The 18,440-nt window shown below is 72.9% G+C and carries 15 protein-coding genes and 1 rRNA gene; 7 read left to right on the plus strand and 9 right to left on the minus strand.

What is annotated here, in order from left to right:
• Positions 1-137: 137 nt before the first annotated feature.
• Positions 138-833 carry a FadR/GntR family transcriptional regulator gene (locus tag ACFV04_RS25375; protein ID WP_380345028.1) on the minus strand — a complete coding sequence of 232 codons (696 nt, stop codon included), beginning with the start codon at positions 831-833 and terminating at the stop codon, positions 138-140.
• Between the two features lie 224 nt (positions 834-1,057).
• Here ACFV04_RS25375 and ACFV04_RS25380 point away from each other — a divergent pair, with 224 nt between their 5' ends.
• Together ACFV04_RS25380 and ACFV04_RS25385 are read left to right on the plus strand one after the other, a co-directional pair.
• Complete coding sequence (locus ACFV04_RS25380; protein WP_380532576.1) at positions 1,058-1,612, plus strand: gluconokinase; 555 nt, start codon at positions 1,058-1,060, stop codon at positions 1,610-1,612.
• Positions 1,613-1,614: 2 nt separating this feature from the next.
• Positions 1,615-3,006 (plus strand): gluconate:H+ symporter, encoded by a 1,392-nt coding sequence (locus tag ACFV04_RS25385; RefSeq protein ID WP_380532602.1) that lies wholly within the window; start codon positions 1,615-1,617, stop codon positions 3,004-3,006.
• Between the two features lie 93 nt (positions 3,007-3,099).
• On the opposite strand, the gene ACFV04_RS25390 is transcribed toward ACFV04_RS25385, so the two are convergent.
• On the minus strand, positions 3,100-3,729 hold the full coding sequence (locus ACFV04_RS25390) for a TetR/AcrR family transcriptional regulator (protein ID WP_380532578.1): 630 nt from the start codon (positions 3,727-3,729) through the stop codon (positions 3,100-3,102).
• Between the two features lie 192 nt (positions 3,730-3,921).
• Here ACFV04_RS25390 and ACFV04_RS25395 point away from each other — a divergent pair, with 192 nt between their 5' ends.
• On the plus strand, positions 3,922-5,142 hold the full coding sequence (locus ACFV04_RS25395) for an amidohydrolase family protein (protein ID WP_380532581.1): 1,221 nt from the start codon (positions 3,922-3,924) through the stop codon (positions 5,140-5,142).
• 144 nt (positions 5,143-5,286) lie between these two features.
• Here the strand turns inward: ACFV04_RS25395 and ACFV04_RS25400 are convergent, their stop codons facing one another.
• From ACFV04_RS25400 to mmuM, 5 genes are all read right to left on the minus strand, one after another.
• Complete coding sequence (locus tag ACFV04_RS25400; protein ID WP_380345022.1) at positions 5,287-6,882, minus strand: FAD-dependent oxidoreductase; 1,596 nt, start codon at positions 6,880-6,882, stop codon at positions 5,287-5,289.
• A gap of 174 nt (positions 6,883-7,056) precedes the next feature.
• Complete coding sequence (glpK, locus tag ACFV04_RS25405; RefSeq protein WP_360262518.1) at positions 7,057-8,577, minus strand: glycerol kinase GlpK; 1,521 nt, start codon at positions 8,575-8,577, stop codon at positions 7,057-7,059.
• Between the two features lie 127 nt (positions 8,578-8,704).
• Positions 8,705-9,424 carry an MIP/aquaporin family protein gene (locus ACFV04_RS25410; RefSeq protein ID WP_380345020.1) on the minus strand — a complete coding sequence of 240 codons (720 nt, stop codon included), beginning with the start codon at positions 9,422-9,424 and terminating at the stop codon, positions 8,705-8,707.
• A gap of 305 nt (positions 9,425-9,729) precedes the next feature.
• Complete coding sequence (locus tag ACFV04_RS25415; RefSeq protein ID WP_380345018.1) at positions 9,730-10,494, minus strand: IclR family transcriptional regulator; 765 nt, start codon at positions 10,492-10,494, stop codon at positions 9,730-9,732.
• Positions 10,495-10,613: 119 nt separating this feature from the next.
• Positions 10,614-11,558, minus strand: a complete 945-nt coding sequence (gene mmuM / locus ACFV04_RS25420) for a homocysteine S-methyltransferase (protein ID WP_380532586.1) — start codon at positions 11,556-11,558, stop codon at positions 10,614-10,616.
• 189 nt (positions 11,559-11,747) lie between these two features.
• Between mmuM and ACFV04_RS25425 the strand changes: the two genes are divergently transcribed.
• From ACFV04_RS25425 to ACFV04_RS25435, 3 genes are all read left to right on the plus strand, one after another.
• Positions 11,748-12,656 (plus strand): NUDIX domain-containing protein, encoded by a 909-nt coding sequence (locus ACFV04_RS25425; protein ID WP_380532589.1) that lies wholly within the window; start codon positions 11,748-11,750, stop codon positions 12,654-12,656.
• A 95-nt stretch (positions 12,657-12,751) separates the two neighbouring features.
• The gene (locus tag ACFV04_RS25430) at positions 12,752-13,300 is read left to right on the plus strand and encodes an NUDIX domain-containing protein (protein ID WP_380532591.1); all 549 of its coding nucleotides are present in this window, start codon (positions 12,752-12,754) and stop codon (positions 13,298-13,300) included.
• Positions 13,301-13,443: 143 nt separating this feature from the next.
• A complete protein-coding gene (locus tag ACFV04_RS25435) occupies positions 13,444-15,462 on the plus strand; it encodes an acetoacetate--CoA ligase (RefSeq protein WP_380532594.1) in 2,019 nt (672 codons plus the stop codon).
• Positions 15,463-15,534: 72 nt separating this feature from the next.
• Here the strand turns inward: ACFV04_RS25435 and ptsP are convergent, their stop codons facing one another.
• Together ptsP and ACFV04_RS25445 are read right to left on the minus strand one after the other, a co-directional pair.
• Entirely contained in the window at positions 15,535-17,205 is a 1,671-nt protein-coding gene (gene ptsP, locus ACFV04_RS25440; RefSeq protein ID WP_380345008.1) for a phosphoenolpyruvate--protein phosphotransferase, read from the minus strand.
• A gap of 43 nt (positions 17,206-17,248) precedes the next feature.
• Complete coding sequence (locus ACFV04_RS25445) at positions 17,249-17,698, minus strand: PTS glucose transporter subunit IIA (protein ID WP_380345006.1); 450 nt, start codon at positions 17,696-17,698, stop codon at positions 17,249-17,251.
• A gap of 649 nt (positions 17,699-18,347) precedes the next feature.
• Here ACFV04_RS25445 and ACFV04_RS25450 point away from each other — a divergent pair.
• A 16S ribosomal RNA gene (locus ACFV04_RS25450) occupies positions 18,348-18,440 on the plus strand; the annotation flags it as partial.

Genomic DNA, 18,440 nt, shown 5'->3' on the forward strand with positions numbered 1-18,440 from the left:
GAATGCACCGAACTACCGCCAAACCGTGTCATCCGGCCGTGTCGCCCGGTCGTCGGGCCGTGTCGCCCGGTGTCGGGCCGTCCGGTCCGGCCGTGCCGGTCCGGCCGTGCCGGTCCGGGCGGTGCCCGGACGGAGGGTCAGCTCAACTGTTGGTTGAGCTCCTCCAGCGCGCCGGTGACGATCGTCCGCATCGCCTGCTCGGCCTCGTCGGAGCGGCCCGAGCAGATCGCGTCGGCGACCTCGCGGTGCAACCGGATCGCGTACGGCTCCGGCTGATGGGGCATCAGATGGTACTCGGTCCGGCCGGTGAGCACCGCCCCCACGGTGTCCCCGAGGTGGGCGAACATCTCGTTGCCGGAGGCGCGCAGCACCAGGGCGTGGAAGGCGATGTCGTGCCCGAGGAAGGTGGTCAGGTCGGCATCGCGCGCGGCGACTGTCAACTCCACGGCCAGTGAGCTGAGTTCGCGCCGGTCGTCGTCGGTGGCGTGGACTGCGGCGAGCGCCGCCGCGGCCGGCTCGACGGCCACCCGCAGCGAGCCGAGCGAGCGCAGCTGGGCGGGCCGGTCCGATCCGGCCAGGCGCCAGCGGATCACCATCGGGTCGAAGACGTCCCAGAGCGACTTCGGCAGCACGGTGATCCCGACCCGCCGCCGGGAGGCCACCATGCGCATCCCCTCCAGGATCCGCACGGCCTCCCGGACCACCGTCCGGGACACCCCGAAGCGCTCCTCCAGCTCCTCCCCGCGCAGTACCGCGCCCTCGGGAATCTCGCCGGACGCGAGCGCCGGTCCGAGCTCGTCAAGCAGCCGCCCGGGCAGCCCCTGGATCTCCATCCGCCCAGCCTAGACGTCCCCGGCCGGCAACCCCCACGTCACCCTCCGTCGCGGTGTGATCCGCCCCACCCGCGCCCCACCCGCCACCTCCGACGCGCCCGCGCCCCCGGTCGCACGGGCCCGGCACCCCGGGAACCAAAAGTATGACGATTTGGTTTCCGCCACTTGAATACGTCATATCTTTGAGGCGATAGTGGCGGCCAGGCAACGAAGGAGCACCACCCATGGCTCTCAGCGTCGAGAACCACGACCACCCGGAAACCCCCCTCACCGTCGTGGTGATGGGCGTCTCCGGCGTCGGCAAGACCACCCTGGCCCGCATGCTGGCGGACCGCCTCGACCTCCCCTTCGCCGAGGCGGACGACTTCCACCCGGCGGCCAACATCGCCAAGATGTCGGCCGGCATCCCGCTGGACGACGAGGACCGCGCCCCCTGGCTGCGCGCCATCGGCGCCTGGCTCCGGGAGCGGACCGAGGACGGCACCGGCGGCGTGGTCACCTGCTCGGCCCTGAAGCACGGCTACCGCGACACCCTGCGCGCGGCCTGCCCGGGCGCCTTCTTCCTGCACCTCAGCGGTGGCCACGAGCTGGTCGAGGACCGGATCAACCACCGCTCCGGCCACTTCATGCCGTCGTCGCTGCTCGGCTCGCAGTACGCCGCCCTGGAACCCCTGGAGGCGGACGAGCGCGGCGCGGTCCTGGACGTGGGCCCGTCCCCCGAAGAACTCGTCGAGATGGCCGCGGCGCTGCTGCGGCCCGTCAATGGAGACCTCGCGTGAGCATGAGCTCCCCCACCCTGCTGGCGGCCGCCCCACCGGCCCTGGCGCACACCGGCAGCAACACCCAGCTGCTGATCGCGGTGCTGGTCAGCATCGGTGCGATCGTCGTACTGATCACCAAGCTGAAGCTGCACCCGTTCCTCGCCCTCACGCTCGGCTCCGGCCTGCTGGCCGCCGTCGCGGGCGCCCCCTTCGACAAGCTGCTCGCCAGCTTCTCCACGGGCTTCGGCGCCACCGTGGCGAGCGTCGGCCTGCTGATCGGCCTCGGCGCGATGCTCGGCAAGCTGCTCGCCGACTCCGGCGGCGCGAACATCATCGCGGACACCGTGCTCTCCCGTACGGGCGCCAAGGCGCTGCCCTGGGCGATGGCGCTGATCGCGGCCGTGCTCGGCCTGCCGCTGTTCTTCGAGGTCGGCGTCGTCCTGCTGATCCCGATCGTGCTGCTGGTGGCCCGCCGCGGCAACGTGCCGCTGATGCGGGTCGGCATCCCGGCCCTGGCCGGCCTGTCGGTGCTGCACGGTCTGGTGCCCCCGCACCCTGGCCCGCTCGTCGCCGTCGACGCCCTGAAGGCCGACCTCGGCATCACCCTGGCACTCGGCCTGCTGATCGCCGTCCCGACCCTGATCATCGCCGGCCCGCTGTTCGCACGGGTCGCCGAGCGCTGGGTCGGCCCGCTGGAGATCCCGGCCGCCACCGCCCCCGAGGAGACGGTCAAGCCCGACCGCACGCCGTCCTTCGGCGCGGTGCTGGCGACCATCCTGCTGCCGGTCGTACTGATGCTCGGCAAGGCGCTGGCCGACGTGGTGATCGACGACCCGAAGGCGCCCGCCCAGCGGGTGTTCGACTTCATCGGCTCCCCGCTGATCGCCCTGCTCGCCGCGACCCTGCTCGCCATGCTGACCCTCGGCAGGGCGGCCGGCTTCGACAAGGCCCGGATCTCCGACACCGTCGGCAAGTCGCTCGGTCCGATCGCGGGCATCGTCTTCATCGTCGGCGCGGGCGGCGGCTTCAAGCAGACCCTGATCGACGTGGGCGTCGGCAACGCGGTCAGCGAGTGGTCCGGCAAGTGGCACATCTCCGCGCTGCTGCTGGGCTGGCTGATAGCCGTGCTGATCCGCCTGGCCACCGGCTCGGCGACGGTCGCCACGATCACCGCGGCGGGCATCGTCTCCCCGCTCGCCGCGACCATGTCCTCGACCCACTCGGCGCTGCTGGTCCTCGCGATCGGCGCCGGCTCGCTGTTCTTCTCGCACGTCAACGACGCCGGCTTCTGGCTGGTGAAGGAGTACTTCGGGATGAGCGTCGGGCAGACGCTGAAGTCCTGGTCGGTGATGGAGACGGTGATCTCGGTCGTCGCGATAGCCCTGATCCTGCCGCTGAGCCTGATCGTCTAGCGTCCCGACCGCAGCACCGCAGCACCGCCGCACCGCAGCACCGCCGCAGGGGCGGCACCCGTGACCGTACGGGTGCCGCCCCTACGACGTTCCTCAGCTCGACGGGCCCAGCAGCCCCGACAGCACCGCCGCCGTCGCCCCCAGCAGTTCCTCCGCGACGGCCCCGCCTGCCGCCGTCCTGGCCAGCAGTCCCTCCCGCGCGGCGAGGACCACCGCCGCGGCCTGCCCGGCGCTCGCGCCCGGGGGCACCAGCTCCGGCAGCGCCCGCTCCAGGACGTCGGCCAGCGCCCGGGCGACGGTCCGATCGTGTGCGGCGACCTGTTCGGCGAGCGCCTCCGTCCGGGCGGCGACCAGCCGGAACTCCAGGAACAGCAGGATCCACCCGGTCTCCGCGGGTTCGACCCGCAGCAGAGCCTCGACCAGCAGTCGGGCCCGCTCCTGGGGCGGCAGCGCCTCGCAGGCGGCGGCCAACTGCTCCAGTTCGGTCATCCGCAGCGCCGCCTGGTCGTCGAAGAGGGCCAGGAGCAGGTCCTCCTTGCTGCCGAAGTTGGAGTAGAAGGCGCCCCGGGTGTAGCCGGCGGCGGCGCAGACGTCCTCGATGCTCGTCCGGGCGAAGCCGACGGTGAGGAACAGCTCGCCCGCCGCGGCGAGCAGCCGGGCCCGGGTGTGGACGCGGCGGCGGGGAGGCCGGGCGGGGGCGGTATCGGCGGGGGGTGGGTTCACAGGAGAACGATACATGGTGTATTCAGTACAGGTCGTATTCAATACGAGCCGTACTGAATGGCGGAGGCCGCGCCGACCGCCGTGCCCGAACCGCCGTGCCCGAACCCGCCGTGCCGGGCCGGCCGGGCCCGGAGACCCGGGCCCGGACCGCCGCAGCCCACCGCCGTACCGGACCCGAGGGGGACCACCGCCATGAGCCGACTGCTGATCACCAACGCCCACCTGCTCCACCCCGAGGACGGCACCCGCACCGACCTCGGCTGGCTGGAGGCCGCCGACGGCCGGATCGCCGCCACCGGCACCGGCCGTCCGCCGGCCGCGGGCGACGGCGTCCGGGTGGTCGACGCCGCCGGCGGCACCGTCCTGCCCGGCCTGATCGACGCCCACGTCCACCTGCTGGTCACCTCGCTCGACCTGCGCGACGTCGCCGACTGGACCCCCGGCTACGCGACCGCCCGCGCCCTCGCCGAAGCCGGGCGCATGCTGCGCCGCGGCTTCACCACCGTGCGCGACGTCGGCGGCGCCGACCACGGCATGGCCCGCGCCCTCGCCGAGGGCCTGGTGCCCGGCCCCCGGCTGCTGCACGGCGGCAAGGCGCTGTCCCAGACCGGCGGCCACGGTGACCTGCGCCCGCTCGGCGACGACGCCCTGCCCTGCTGCGAGTCGCGGCCGAACTTCGGCCGGATCGCCGACGGCGTGGACGCCGTACGGGCCGCCGCCCGGGACGAGTTCCGCAAGGGCGCGCGCCACCTCAAGGTGCTGCTCTCCGGCGGCGTCGCCTCCCCGCACGACGAGATCGCGGCCGTCCAGTACAGCGAGGAGGAGATCCGCGCGGCGGTCGAGGAAGCGGAGAACCACAACCGCTACGTCACCGTGCACGCCTACCACCCGCGCGCGATCGACCGCGCCCTGCGGGCCGGGGTGCGCTGCGTCGAGCACGGCAACCTGCTGGACGACGGCACGGTCGCCCTGCTGCTGGAGAAGGACGCCTTCCTGGTCCCGACCCTGGTCGCCTACGAGCAGACCGCCAGGCTCGGTGCCGCCTCCGGCCTGCCGCCCGCCTCCGTCGGCAAGCTCGCCGAGGTCCGCGACCGGGGCCTCGACGCCCTGGAGCGCGCCCACCGCGCGGGCGTCAACCTGGTCTACGGCAGCGACCTGCTGGGCCCGCTGCACCCGGCCCAGCTGGAGGAGTTCACCCTCCGCGCCCGCGTCCAGCCGGTCGCGGACGTGCTCCGCTCGGCGACCACCACGGCGGCTCGGCTGCTCGGCATGGCGGGGGAGATCGGCACCCTCGCCCCGGGCGCCCACGCCGACCTGCTCGTCGTCGACGGCGACCCGCTGGCCGACCTCACCGTCCTCACCCGCCCGGAGCGGTACCTCCGGCACGTGGTCAAGGCCGGCACGCCGGTCTGACGCGGAGCTCACCCGACGCAGCGCCCACCCGACGCGGCGCCGCCCCGGCAGTGCGCCACCCGCGCAGCTCGACGGGCGGGCAAAGCGACGGGCGGGCGCCCGGGGAAACCCCGGACGCCCGCCCGTCGTACCGTCCTGCGGTGGTTACTTGCCGGCCTTCTTCGCCAGGAAGGCCTCGACGTCGGCCCGGATCTCCGGCGTGTCCAGTCCGCGCACCGTCATGGTGGTGCGGCGGCGCAGCACGTCGTCCGCCGTGTACGCCCACTCGTTGTCCGCCGCGTACGCGACCTGCGCCCAGACGTCCGGCCCGTCCTCGTGGATCGGCCGGCCGAGCTCCGGGTTCTCGTCGATCAGGCGGGCGATCTCGAAGGAGAGCGTGCCGTAGTGGCTGGCCAGGTGCTTGGCGACCAGCGGCTCCATGCGCGAGCCCGGCTCGCGGTCGATCAGCAGGCGGTGCGCGACCGCGTTCGGCGCGCCGACGCCCGGCAGCGGGACGGTCGGGGCGATCGGGGACATGTCCTCGCCGAGGCTGGTGCCGGGCACGTGGGCCAGCTTCTCCAGCACGGTGCGGCCGATGTGGCGGTAGGTGGTCCACTTGCCGCCGGAGACCGACAGCATGCCGCCCTTGCCCTCGGTGACGACCGTCTCGCGCTTGGCGGCGGCGGTGTCGCCCGGGCCGCCCGGCAGCACGCGCAGGCCGGCGAAGGAGTAGGTGACCAGGTCGCGGTCGAGGTGCTCGTCGCGGATCGCGTGCGCGGCCTCGCCCATGATCTGGTCGATGTCCGCGTCGGTGGCCCGGACGTCCTTCGGGTCGCCGGTGTACTCCTCGTCGGTGGTGCCGAGGAGGACGTGGTCCTCCCACGGGATGGCGAAGGAGACGCGGTACTTGTCGATCGGGATGGTCAGCGCGGCGCGCCACGGCGAGCGGCGCTTGACCACGACGTGGGCGCCCTTGGAGAGGCGGATCGACGGCGCGGCGCCGGCGTCCTCCATCTTGCGCAGGTGGTCGACCCACGGGCCGGTGGCGTTGAGTACCAGGCGGGCGTCGACGCCGAACTCGGTGCCGTCCAGGCGGTCGCGCAGCTCGGCGCCGGTGACCCGGCTGCCGGTGAAGCGCAGGCCGGTGACCTCGGCGTGGTTGAGCACCACGGCGCCGGCGTCGACGGCGGCGCGCACGGTCATCACCGCGACGCGCGAGTCGTTCATCTGGTGGTCGCCGTAGACGGCCACCGAGCGCAGGCCCTCGGTGCGCAGCGCGGGCACCTGCTGGGCGGCGTGCGCGGCGGTCGAGACCCGGCCCATGCCGTCGCGGAAGGCGGAGAGCGCCGAGTACAGGAACACGCCGGCGCCGAGCTTGGCCGCGCCGTGCGGGCCGCCCTTGTAGACCGGCACGAAGAAGGTGAGCGGGTTGACCAGGTGCGGGGCCACGTCGGTGGAGAGCGCGCGGCGCTCCTTGTGGTTCTCCGCGACCAGCTTGACCGCGCCGGTCTGCAGGTAGCGCAGACCGCCGTGGACGAGCTTGGAGGAGGCGCTGGAGGTGGCACCGGCGAAGTCGCCGGCGTCGACCATGGCGACCTTCAGGCCGGCCTGGGACGCGGTCCAGGCGACGGCCGTGCCGAGGATGCCGCCCCCGATCACCAGCAGGTCGTAGGTGGCCTTGCCGAGCAGCTCACGGGTCTCGGCGCGGGAGGCGGTGCGGCCGGCGGTGCGCTCGGCGCCCAGGGTCGGGATGGTTGCCATGGTGGTTGTGTACGGCGCGCTGGTCGGGCGGCGCCGTTACTCCTCTCGGGTGCGGTGCGGCCCCTGCGGGAGAGGCCGGTCGGCCCGGTGCGGCGGGCCGGTGAAACACGGTTGCGCCCGTTGCCGGAACAGCGGGCGGCCGGCCGGGGCGCGGGGCCCCGACCGGCGGGTCGGTCAGTTGGTCTCTTCCTCCTCCACCCAGCCCATGGTGCGCTCCACGGCCTTGAGCCACTTCTTGTACTCGCGCTCCCGGGTGGCCTCGTCCATGCGCGGGGTCCACTCGGCGGCGCGGTGCCAGTTGGCCCGCAGGGTGTCGAGGTCGTTCCAGAAGCCGACGGCGAGACCGGCCGCGTAGGCGGCGCCGAGGGCGGTGGTCTCGGCCACGTACGGGCGCTCGACCGGGGCGTCCAGGACGTCGGCGATGTTCTGCATGAGCAGGTTGTTGCTGGTCATGCCGCCGTCGACCTTGAGGGCGGTGAGCTCGACCCCGGAGTCCTTCTGCATGGCGTCGACGACCTCGCGGGTCTGCCAGGCGGTGGCCTCCAGGACGGCCCGGGCCAGGTGGCCCTTGGTGACGTACCGGGTCAGACCGGCGATCACACCGCGGGCGTCGGAGCGCCAGTACGGGGCGAACAGGCCGGAGAAGGCCGGGACGAAGTAGGCGCCGCCGTTGTCCTCGACCGTGTTGGCGAGGGTCTCGATCTCGGCGGCGGTGGAGATGATGCCGAGCTGGTCGCGCAGCCACTGGACGAGCGAGCCGGTGACGGCGATGGAGCCTTCCAGGGCGTACACCGGGGCCTGGTCGCCGATCCGGTAGCCGACGGTGGTCAGCAGGCCGTGGTACGAGTTGACGATCTTCTCGCCGGTGTTGAGCAGCAGGAAGGTGCCGGTGCCGTAGGTGGACTTGGCCTCGCCCTCGTTGAAGCAGGTCTGGCCGAACAGCGCGGCCTGCTGGTCGCCGAGCGCGGAGGCGACCGGGACGCCGGCCAGGTCGCCGACGGCCTCGCCGTACACCTCGGCGGAGGAGCGGATCTCCGGCAGGACGGCCATCGGCACGCCCATCGACTCGGCGATGCTCTCGTCCCAGGCGAGCGTCTTGAGGTTCATCAGCATGGTGCGGCTGGCGTTGGTCACGTCGGTGACGTGCTTGCCGCCGTCGACACCGCCGGTGAGGTTCCAGATCACCCAGGTGTCCATGGTGCCGAACAGGATGTCGCCGGCCTCGGCGCGCTCGCGCAGGCCCTCGACGTTGTCCAGCAGCCAGCGGATCTTCGGGCCGGCGAAGTAGCTGGCCAGCGGGAGGCCGGTCTCGCGGCGGAAGCGGTCCTGGCCGACGTTGCGGCCGAGCTCGCGGCAGAGCCCCTCGGTGCGGGTGTCCTGCCACACCAGCGCGTTGTGCACCGGCTCACCGGTGTTCTTGTCCCACAGGACGGTGGTCTCGCGCTGGTTGGTGATGCCGACGGCGCGGATGTCGTCCTTGGTCAGGCCGGCCTTCTCCAGCGCGCCGCGGACGACCGACTGCACCCGGGTCCAGATCTCTGCGGCGTCGTGCTCGACGTAGCCGGGCTGGGGGAAGATCTGCCGGTGCTCCTGCTGGTCGACGGCGACGATCCGGCCGTCGGCGCCGAAGATGATGCAGCGGCTGGAGGTGGTGCCCTGGTCGATCGCGGCGATGTAGTTACCGGTGGAGGTCATGGGAGGGTCCTCGGCTCGGGTTCGGGGGTTACGGGGTGGGTGGGCCTGACGCGCTTCTCGGTCAGTCCCCGTGTTCGGCGGGGTCGACACCGCTGTTCGGTCGACACCGCTGTTCGGGGGAGGGCCTTTAGAAGAGGGCGTTGTACACGCCGCCGGCCGCGAGGCCGCCGATGATCGGGCCGACGACCGGGACCCAGGCGTACGACCAGTCGGAGCCGCCCTTCTTGGGGATCGGCAGCAGGGCGTGTGCGATGCGCGGGCCGAGGTCACGGGCCGGGTTGATCGCGTAGCCGGTCGGGCCGCCCAGCGAGAGGCCGATGCCGACGACGGTGAAGGCGACCATCAGGGTGCCGGTACCGGACTGGGAGAGGCCGGTGTTGGTGCCGATGGTGAGGATCGCGAAGCAGAGCACGAAGGTGCCGATGACCTCGGTGAGCACGTTCTGGAACGGGTTCCGGATCTCGGGCCCGGTCGAGAAGATGCCGAGGGTGGGTTCCTCGTTGGCGTTGAACTGGCCGAGGTAGGTGGCCCAGACCAGAACGGCGCCGATGATCGCGCCGAGCATCTGCGAGCCGATGTAGAGCGGCACCTGGCTCCAGTCGCCGCTCTTGACCGCGAGCGCGATGGTGACGGCGGGATTGAGGTGCGCGCCGGACTTCGGAGCCGACATGTATGCGGCGATGAGGACCGCGAATCCCCAGCCGAAGGTGATCGCCAGCCAGCCGGCGTTGATGGCCTTCGACTTCTTGAGGGTCACGGCGGCGCACACGCCGCCGCCGAGGAGTATCAGGGCGGCGGTGCCGAGGGTTTCACCGACGAAGACGTCGCCGTTGGAGAACGCGGACACAAAGACTCCCTTGTCCATATGGCCCGGAGGTGCGGGTGGGGGCAGGCGGCCGGTCGATCGCTATGCGGAGTGAGCGCACTGTGGGAGTGATCTTCCCGGCCATCGTTCGACAATGTCGACCGTCATGCGGAAGCTTCCTCCCCAGGTCGGCCCCACGTCAAGGCAGGGTTACGCAGCTGTGACCCTCGCCTCGACCCGCCCTCCGAAGTTACCGAGCGGAGCGCCCCGAAACAGGACAAAACGCCAAGGCGCGGACAGGCCGACAGCCCGTCCGCGCCTCAGCGTGACGATGTGAACGATGTATCTCAGAACCGGCCGGCGCCCAGGTCGCGGGAGATCGCCCGCGCCGCGCTGCGCACCGAGGCCACCAGCGAGGGCTTCACGAAGCCGTCCTCGCAGACCCGTTCCACCGCACCGCTGATGCACACCGCGCCCACCGGGTTGCGCCGCCGGTCCTGGATCAGCGCGCCGATCGAGGCCACGCCCTCCCAGGTCTCCTCCACCGAGTCGGCCCAGCCGCGTTCGCGGATCAGCGCGCACTCGGCGTCCACGTCGGCCGCCTCGGTCAGCGTGCGCATGGTGTAGGACTCGTACGGCCCGTCACCCAACTCCCCGCGCGCGACGGGGTCGTAGGCCACCAGCACCTTGCCCAGCGCGGTGCTGTGCAGCGGCTGCATCGAACCGACCTCCAGCACTTGCCGGGTGTCGTCCGGCCGGAACACGTGGTGCACGATCAGCACGCCCTGCTGGTGCAGCACCCCCAGGTAGACCGTCTCCCCGGACGCCCGGGCCAGGTCGTCCGCCCACACCAGGGCCCGCGCCCGCAGCTCGTGGACGTCCAGGTAGCTCTGTCCCAGCCGCAGCAGTTCCGCGCCCAGCTGGTACTTGCCGCTCTCCGGGTCCTGCTCGACGAACCCCTCCTGCTGCAGCGTGCGCAGGATGCCGTGCGCGGTGCCCTTGGCGAGGTCAAGCGCCGTCGCGACCTCGGACAGGCCGAGGCGGCGCTCACCGCCGGCCAGCAGGCGCATGATCGCGGCGGCCCGGGAAAGCGACTGGATCGGGCCGGGCATGGGTACCTCCGCGCGGACAGGCGGTCGACATTGTCGACCGCAGTGGTGACGGGACGAGTCTGCCAGGCTGGACGGACTCCGTGCACCTTCCCCCTCGGTAGTCCGCCTCCGGTCGGGTGCTAACCTCCCGCGCCGGCGGGCCGGCTCCGGCGCACCGCGACCTCCGCCGCGAGGGCCGCGATCCCGTCCGGGCCGACCCGGCAGCAACCGCCGACCAGCCGCGCGCCCTCCGCGAGCCAGCCGCCCACCCGGAACGAGCGGAAGGTCGGCTCCCCGCGCCAGCCCCGGTTCTCGGCGTCCCACCGCTCCCCGCTGTTGGGGTAGACCACCACCGGCTTCCCGGTCACCGCGGCGGCCACCGCCACCGCCCGGTCCGCGTCCTGCGGCGTGCAGCAGTTGACGCCCACCGCCAGCACCTCGTCCACGTCCGCCGCCAGCGCGAACGCCTCCGCCAGCGGCTGCCCGGCCCGGGTCCGGTCCCCGTCGACGCTGAACGACAGCCAGGCCGGCACCCCCAGCCCGCGCACCAGCTCCAGCAGCGCCCGCGCCTCGTCCGCGTCCGGCACCGTCTCCAGCGCCAGCACGTCCGGCCCGGCCGCCGCCAGCACCTCCAGCCGCGGCCGGTGGAAGGCCACCAGCTCCGCGACGCCCAGCCCGTACCGGCCCCGGTACTCCGAGCCGTCCGCCAGCACCGCCCCGTACGGGCCCACCGACGCCGCCACCCAGCGCCGCCGCCCGCCCGGTTCGGCCCGCGCCGCCTCCCGGGCCAGCTCCACGCTGCTCGCCAGCAGCCGCGCCGCACCGGCCCGGCCCACGCCGCGCCGGGCGAAGCCCGCGAAGCTCGCCTGGTAGCTCGCCGTGATGGCGACGTCCGCGCCGGCCTCGAAGTACGCCCGGTGCGCCGCGACCACCGCCCCCGGGTCGTCCGCCAGCAGGCGCGCCGACCACAGCTCGTCCGACAGGTCGTGCCCCGCCGCCGCCAACTGGTTCGACATCCCGCCGTCCAGCACCAGCGGACCGGCGGCCAGCGCCGCGGCGAAGTCCGGCGGGGGAGCAGTGGGCATGTCGGCCTCCTCTGGCACGGTCGCTGCTGGTCACAGCCTAGAAGGCGGAGCGTCCCGCCGACCGGGAAAAGCATTTGCCGCCGGGGAACGTGAATGACTACGTTGTGCTCAGGCCGAGAACGACAGCACCTGACCACACCGAAGACAAGAACGAACACGAGAGCCACGAGAGCGCGGAGAGGACCGGCGATGGCGGCGGACGACCGGCCCGGCACCGGGCCCGCGGCCGAGCAGGAATGGCTCGCCGCGTACGACCCGCGCGCCTACGCCCCGATCGCCGTCACGGTCGACGTGGTCGCCCTGACCTTGCGCCACGGCGGCCTGCACGTCCTGCTCGTCGAACGCGGCGCCCCGCCCTACCAGGGCTGCTGGGCACTGCCCGGTGGCTTCCTGAGGGCCGGCGAGGAGAGCCTGGACGAGGCCGCCGCCCGCGAACTCGCCGAGGAGACCGGCCTGCAGAGCGCCTCCGACGCCGAGGCCACGCTCTGCCGGCTCCACCTGGAACAGCTCGGCACCTACGGAGCCCCCGACCGGGACCCGCGGATGCACGTCGTTTCCGTCGCCTACCTCGCCTTCGCACCGGACCTCCCCGACCCCCGGGCCGGGACGGACGCCGCGGCCGCCGCCTGGCACCCCGTCCGCGACCTGGACCTCCGGCCCCGCGGCCGGACCGGAGCCGCCGGTGCGCCCGCCGACACCCAGGGGGGTGGCGTCGACGGGCGCACCGGCCCCGCACCGCTCGCGCTGGCCTTCGACCACGCCCGGATCCTCGCCGACGGGCTCGACCGGGTGCGCGCCAAGCTCGAGTACAGCCCGCTGGCCACCGCCTTCCTGCCCCACGACTTCACCATCCCCGACCTGCGCGCCGTCTACGAGGCGGTCTGGGACGAGAAGCTCCACCCCGGCAACTTCCACCGCAAGGTCCTCTCCGTCCCCGGATTCGTCGAGAGCACCGGCACCACCACCGCGCGCGGCGGCGCCCGCGGCGGCCCCCGGGCCCGCACCTACCACGCGGGCGACGCCGCCCTGCTGCACCCCGCCCTGCTCCGCCCCACCGCCGCCCGCGAGGGCCTCCCGGGCGAGGGCCCGCACCACTGATCACCGCGGACCCCGATCACCGGAGCGCGGATCACCCGAGCACTGATCACCGGAGACCGGGGGACCACGCCGACCGACGGGACTACCATCCGGCCATGACCACTGACGAAGCCGCCCGGGCCGTCCACCGGCCGTTCTCCCACTGCCACTTCTGCGGCACGCCGTACCCGCCCGACACCCGGGCCTGGCCCCGCACCTGCCCCGGCTGCGCCGAGATCAGCTACCGCAACCCGCTTCCCGTCGCGGTCGCCGTCCTGCCCGTCACCCGGCCCGACGACGCCCCCGCCCTGGTCGTCATCCGCCGCACCATCGAACCCGGCTACGGCGAACTCGCCTTCCCCGGCGGCTACATGGACTACGGCGAGAGCTGGCAGCAGGCCTGCGTCCGCGAACTTCACGAGGAGACCGGCATCACGGCCGACCCCGCCGAGGTCACCCTGATCCACACCTGCTCCGACCCCGACGGCCGCTTCGTCATGCTCTGCGGCCTGCTGCCCGCCCGCCCGCTCGCCGAGCTCCCGCCCTCGCGCCCCACCGACGAGACCGACGGCTGGTACCTCGCCACCGCCGACACCCCGCTCGCCTGGGACTTCCACAACAGCGTCCTGCACCGCTGGTTCAGCGGCGAGTTCGCCCCCCGCTGACCGACCCCGCTGACCGACCCCGCCGCGCCCCGGCCGACCCTGGCGCGACGGCCGCTCACGTGGCATGGTCTGCACCGACAGCCCAACCGGACGGGTCTGCCACGAGCCCTCCCGTCCCCACCACCGGCCGGGAGACCACCACCGTGAGCACCCCACCCCAGGACCAGCCGCTCTGGCGCCCCAACCCCGCTCGCGCCGCCGCCACCAGCCTGGTGGCCTTCCAGGCCTGGGCCGCCGAACACCACGGCGCCCCGGCCGCCCCGCTGGCCCCGGCCGCCGACGACCAGCAGGCCGCCGAGCGCTACGCCGACCTGCACGCCTGGTCCACCGAGGACCTCGACCGGTTCTGGACCGCGGTCACCCGCTGGTTCGACGTCCGCTTCACCGAGGCCCCCGAGGCCGTCCTCGCCGACCCGGCCATGCCGGGCGCCCGCTGGTTCCCCGGCGCCCGCCTCAACTACGCCGAGCACGCCCTGCGCGCCGCCGAGGACCCCTCCAACGCCGACCGGCCGGCCGTCCTCCACGTCGACGAGACCACCGAGCAGCCCGTCGTCCTCACCTGGTCCGAGCTGCGCCGCCAGGTCGGCTCCCTCGCCGCCGCCCTGCGCGCCCGGGGCATCGGCCCCGGCGACCGCGTCAGCGCCTACCTGCCCAACATCCCGCAGGCCGCCGTCGCCTTCCTCGCCACCGCCGCCGTCGGCGCGGTCTGGACCGGCTGCGCCCCCGACTTCGGTGCCCGCAGCGTCCTCGACCGCCTGCAGCAGATCGAACCCGCCGTCCTCTTCGCCGTCGACGGCTACCACTACGGCGGCAAGGACCACGACCGCACCGAGGTCGTCGCCGAGCTGCGCCGCGAGCTCCCCAGCCTGCGCACCGTCGTGCACGTCCCGCTGCTCGGCTCCCCTGCCCCCGAGGGCGCCCTGACCTGGGACGACCTGGTCGCCGACGACGTGGAACCGGTCTTCGAGCCGGTCCCGTTCGACCACCCGCTCTGGGTCCTCTACTCCTCCGGCACCACCGGCCTGCCCAAGGCCATCGTCCAGAGCCAGGGCGGCATCCTGCTCGAACACCTCAAGCAGGCCGGCCTCCACCTCGACCTCGGCCCCCGGGACCGCTTCCTCTGGTACACGTCCACCGGCTGGATGATGTGGAACTTCCTGCTGGCCGGCCTCCTCGTCGGCGCGACGATCGTCACCTACGACGGCAGCCCCGGGCACCCCGACACCGGCGCCCTGTGGTCCGTCGCCGCCCGCACCGGCGCCACCGTCCTCGGCACCTCCGCCGCCTACGTGATCGCCAGCCGCAAGGCCGAGCTGCACCCCGGCCGCGACCTCGACCTCTCCGCCGTGCGCTGCATCGGCACCACCGGCTCCCCGCTGCCGCCCGACGGCTTCCGCTGGATCTACGACGAGGTCAAGGAGGACGTCTGGCTCGCCTCCGTCAGCGGCGGCACCGACGTCTGCTCATGCTTCGTCGGCGGCGTGCCCACCCTCCCCGTGCACCTCGGCGAGATCCAGGCGCCCTGCCTCGGCGCCGCCGTCGAGTCCTGGGACGTCCAGGGCAAGCCGCTCACGGACGCCGTCGGCGAACTCGTCGTCACCAAGCCCATCCCGTCCATGCCCACCGGCTTCTGGAACGACCCCGAGGGCACCCGGTACCACGACAGCTACTTCGACACCTACCCCGGCGTCTGGCGCCACGGCGACTGGATCACCGTCACCTCCCGCGGCACCGTCGTCATCCACGGCCGCTCCGACTCCACCCTCAACCGCCAGGGCGTCCGGATGGGCTCCTCGGACATCTACGAGGTGGTCGAGCGCCTCCCCGAGATCGCCGAATCCCTGGTCATCGGCCTGGAGGAGCCCGACGGCGGCTACTGGATGCCGCTGTTCGTCGTCCTCGCGCCCGGCGCCGAGCTGAACGACGACCTCATCAAGCGCATCCGCACCTCCCTGCGCACCGAGCTCTCCCCGCGCCACGTCCCCGACGAGGTCATCGCCGTCCGCGGCCTGCCGCACACCCTCACCGGCAAGCGGATCGAGGTCCCGGTCAAGCGCATCCTCTCCGGCACGCCGCTGGAGCAGGCCGTCAACCCCGGCTCCGTCGACAAGATCGAGCACCTGCGCTTCTTCGAGCAGCTCCGCGTCGACCGCCGGGCCTGAGCGGCCCCGGCGCGCACGAAAGGGGCGCCCCACCGCGGTGGTGGGGCGCCCCGTTCGGTCCGTCCACTGTCCCTACTCGCCGGACAGCACCTGCTGCGCCGCCGCCCGTGCCTCCTCGGCACCGTCCGCGGCCCGGGCCGCCTCGGCCGCCCGGCGACACTGCGCCAGCGTGTACTTGGCCAGCGTGGTCCGCACGTACGGGATCGACGCGGAGCCCATCGAGAGGCTGGTGACGCCAAGACCGGTCAGCACCACGGCCAGCAGCGGGTCGGACGCCGCCTCGCCGCAGACACCGCAGCTCTTGCCGGACACCCGCGCTGCGTCGGCCGCCGCGGCGACCAGGTCCAGCAGCGCCGGCTGCCACGGGTCCTGCAGTCGCGCCAGCGCACCGACCTGGCGGTCGGCCGCGAAGGTGTACTGCGCGAGGTCGTTGGTCCCCAGCGACAGGAACTCGACCTCCTGCAGGATCGACCTGGCCCGCAGCGCGGCCGACGGGATCTCCACCATCGCACCGAACTTGGCGGCGAGCCCGGCCTCGCGGCACGCGGTCGCGAAGTCCTTGGCGTCCTTGCGGTCGGCCACCATCGGGGCCATCACCTCAAGGTGCACCGGCAGGCCCTCGGCCGCGGTGGCCAGCGCCCGCAGCTGGGTGCGCAGCACCTCGGGGTGCTCCAGCAGGGTGCGCAGGCCGCGCACGCCCAGCGCCGGATTCGGCTCGTCGGCCGGGGTCAGGAAGTCCAGCGGCTTGTCCGCACCCGCGTCGAGCACCCGGACGACGACCCGCCCCTCGGGGAAGGCCTCCAGCACCTTGCGGTACGCCTCGACCTGCTTCTCCTCGGTGGGGGCCTTCGCCGAGTCGTCCAGGAACAGGAACTCGGTACGGAACAGGCCGACACCCTCGGCGCCGTTCTCCAGCGCCGCCGGCACGTCCCCCGGGCCACCCACGTTGGCCAGCAGCGGGACGCGGTGCCCGTCCGAGGTCTGGCCGGGGCCGGAGGAGGCAGCCAGCGCTGCCCTGCGCTCGGCGGCCGCCGCCCGCAGCTCCTCCTGCTTCTCCTGCGAAGGCTCCAGCAGCACGTCGCCGGAGCTGCCGTCCACGGCGACGACGGTGCCCTCGGCGACATCGGTCGCACCGGGCAGCGCGACGACGGCCGGCACGCCCATCGCCCGCGCCAGGATGGCGCTGTGGCTGGTCGGCCCGCCCTCCTCGGTCACGAAGCCGAGCACCAGCGCCGGGTCCAGCAGCGCCGTGTCGGCCGGCGCGAGGTCACGGGCGAACAGCACGTAGGGCTCGTCGCTGTCCGGCACACCCGGCATCGGCACCCCGAGCAGCCGGGCCACGATCCGGTTCCGCACGTCGTCCAGGTCGGCGACCCGCCCGGCCAGGTACTCCCCGGCGGAGGCGAGCAGCGCACGGTAGGCGGCGAAGGCGTCGTACACACCGCGCTCGGCACTGCTGCCGACGGCGATCCGGCGGGACACGTCGGCCATCAGCTCCGGGTCCTGCGCCATCAGCGCCTGGGCCTCCAGCACGGCCTGCGCCTCGCCGCCCGCCAGGTTGCCGCGCGCGATCAGGTCGGCGGCGACGGCCTCGACGGCGGCCTGGGCGCGGGCCTGCTCCCGCGGGGCGTCCTCGGTGGGGATCTGGGTGGCCGGGGGCTCCAGCACCGCCGTCCCCATGTGCCGCACCTGGCCGATCGCGACCCCGTGGCTGACACCCACGCCGCGCAGTGTCTTCTCCATGTACCTGTCTCCGCTGAGTCTGTGTGTGGGGGATAGAGAGGAGTCAGCTCCAGCTGAACAGGGCCTCGCCGGAGACGGCCTCGCCGTCCTCCCGCAGGCCGCCGAGCGAGTCCGGGGCGGCCTCCAGCGCGACGATCGGGGAGATCGGCGACTTGCCGGCGGCCTCGACGGCGGCCGGGTCCCACTTGATGACGGCCTGACCGCGGGTCACCGTGTCGCCCTTGTTGACGAGCAGCTCGAAGCCCTCGCCGTTGAGCTGGACGGTGTCGATCCCGAGGTGGGTCAGCACACCGTGGCCCTCGGCGTCCACGACGACGAAGGCGTGCGGGTGCATGGAGACGACGACGCCGTCCACCGGGGCGACCGCCTCGGTGGGCCGACGGACCGGGTCGATCGCGGTGCCCGGGCCGACCATCGCACCCGAGAACACCGGGTCGGGCACGCCGGCGAGCCCGACGACCTTGCCGGTCAGCGGCGACGTCACAGTGGTCATGGTTGTGCCTCCCAAGAGCGCAGTACAGCGAGCGGCCGCGAGGAGCGGCACGACGATCAACTGAAGCCTAAATCATGTCAACTAGGGACATCTGTCGACATTCCCGGGCGAAACCCCGCCCCGTGCCCACCTGTTGGCCGGCGTCCCATCGGCCCGCGAGTGGTCTAGTCCTCTCGGCCGATGCGCCGCACTCTACAGGCATCTTGGCGAATCGGGACCATTGCTGTATATGCTCGCGAGAGCAACAAATCATGCCGCCACCCGGGTGACACCGGGCGAGCCTCGATTCGCGCCGCGGCGGACGACCCGCTATGGTTGGTCGAGTCGCCGCAACTCGGCGGTTAACACCAGATTTCAGATGCGAAAAGCCCCGGTAAACGGAGCGGAAAACATCTGCTAAGCTGGAATCACGAACGAAAGCCCGGAGGGCCTGCTGGAAGGCGGTCCGAAGGAAGCGTCCGTTCCTTGAGAACTCAACAGCGTGCCAAAAGTCAACGCCAGATATGTTGACATCCCCGGCCTCAGGATTTCCTGGGGTTGGAGATTCCTTTTGAAACAAACACTAGCGAGGACGCAGTGCGCGGGACCGCCCTATTCCGGTGGTTGCCGTGCCGCTCAACGCGGGTGTCGACCCGATCACGGGTAAACATTCACGGAGAGTTTGATCCTGGCTCAGGACGAACGCTGGCGGCGTGCTTAACACATGCAAGTCGAACGGTGAAGCCCTTCGGGGTGGATCAGT

It is taken from the genome of Kitasatospora sp. NPDC059599 (assembly GCF_042735125.1).
Classification (GTDB): Bacteria; Actinomycetota; Actinomycetes; order Streptomycetales; family Streptomycetaceae; genus Kitasatospora.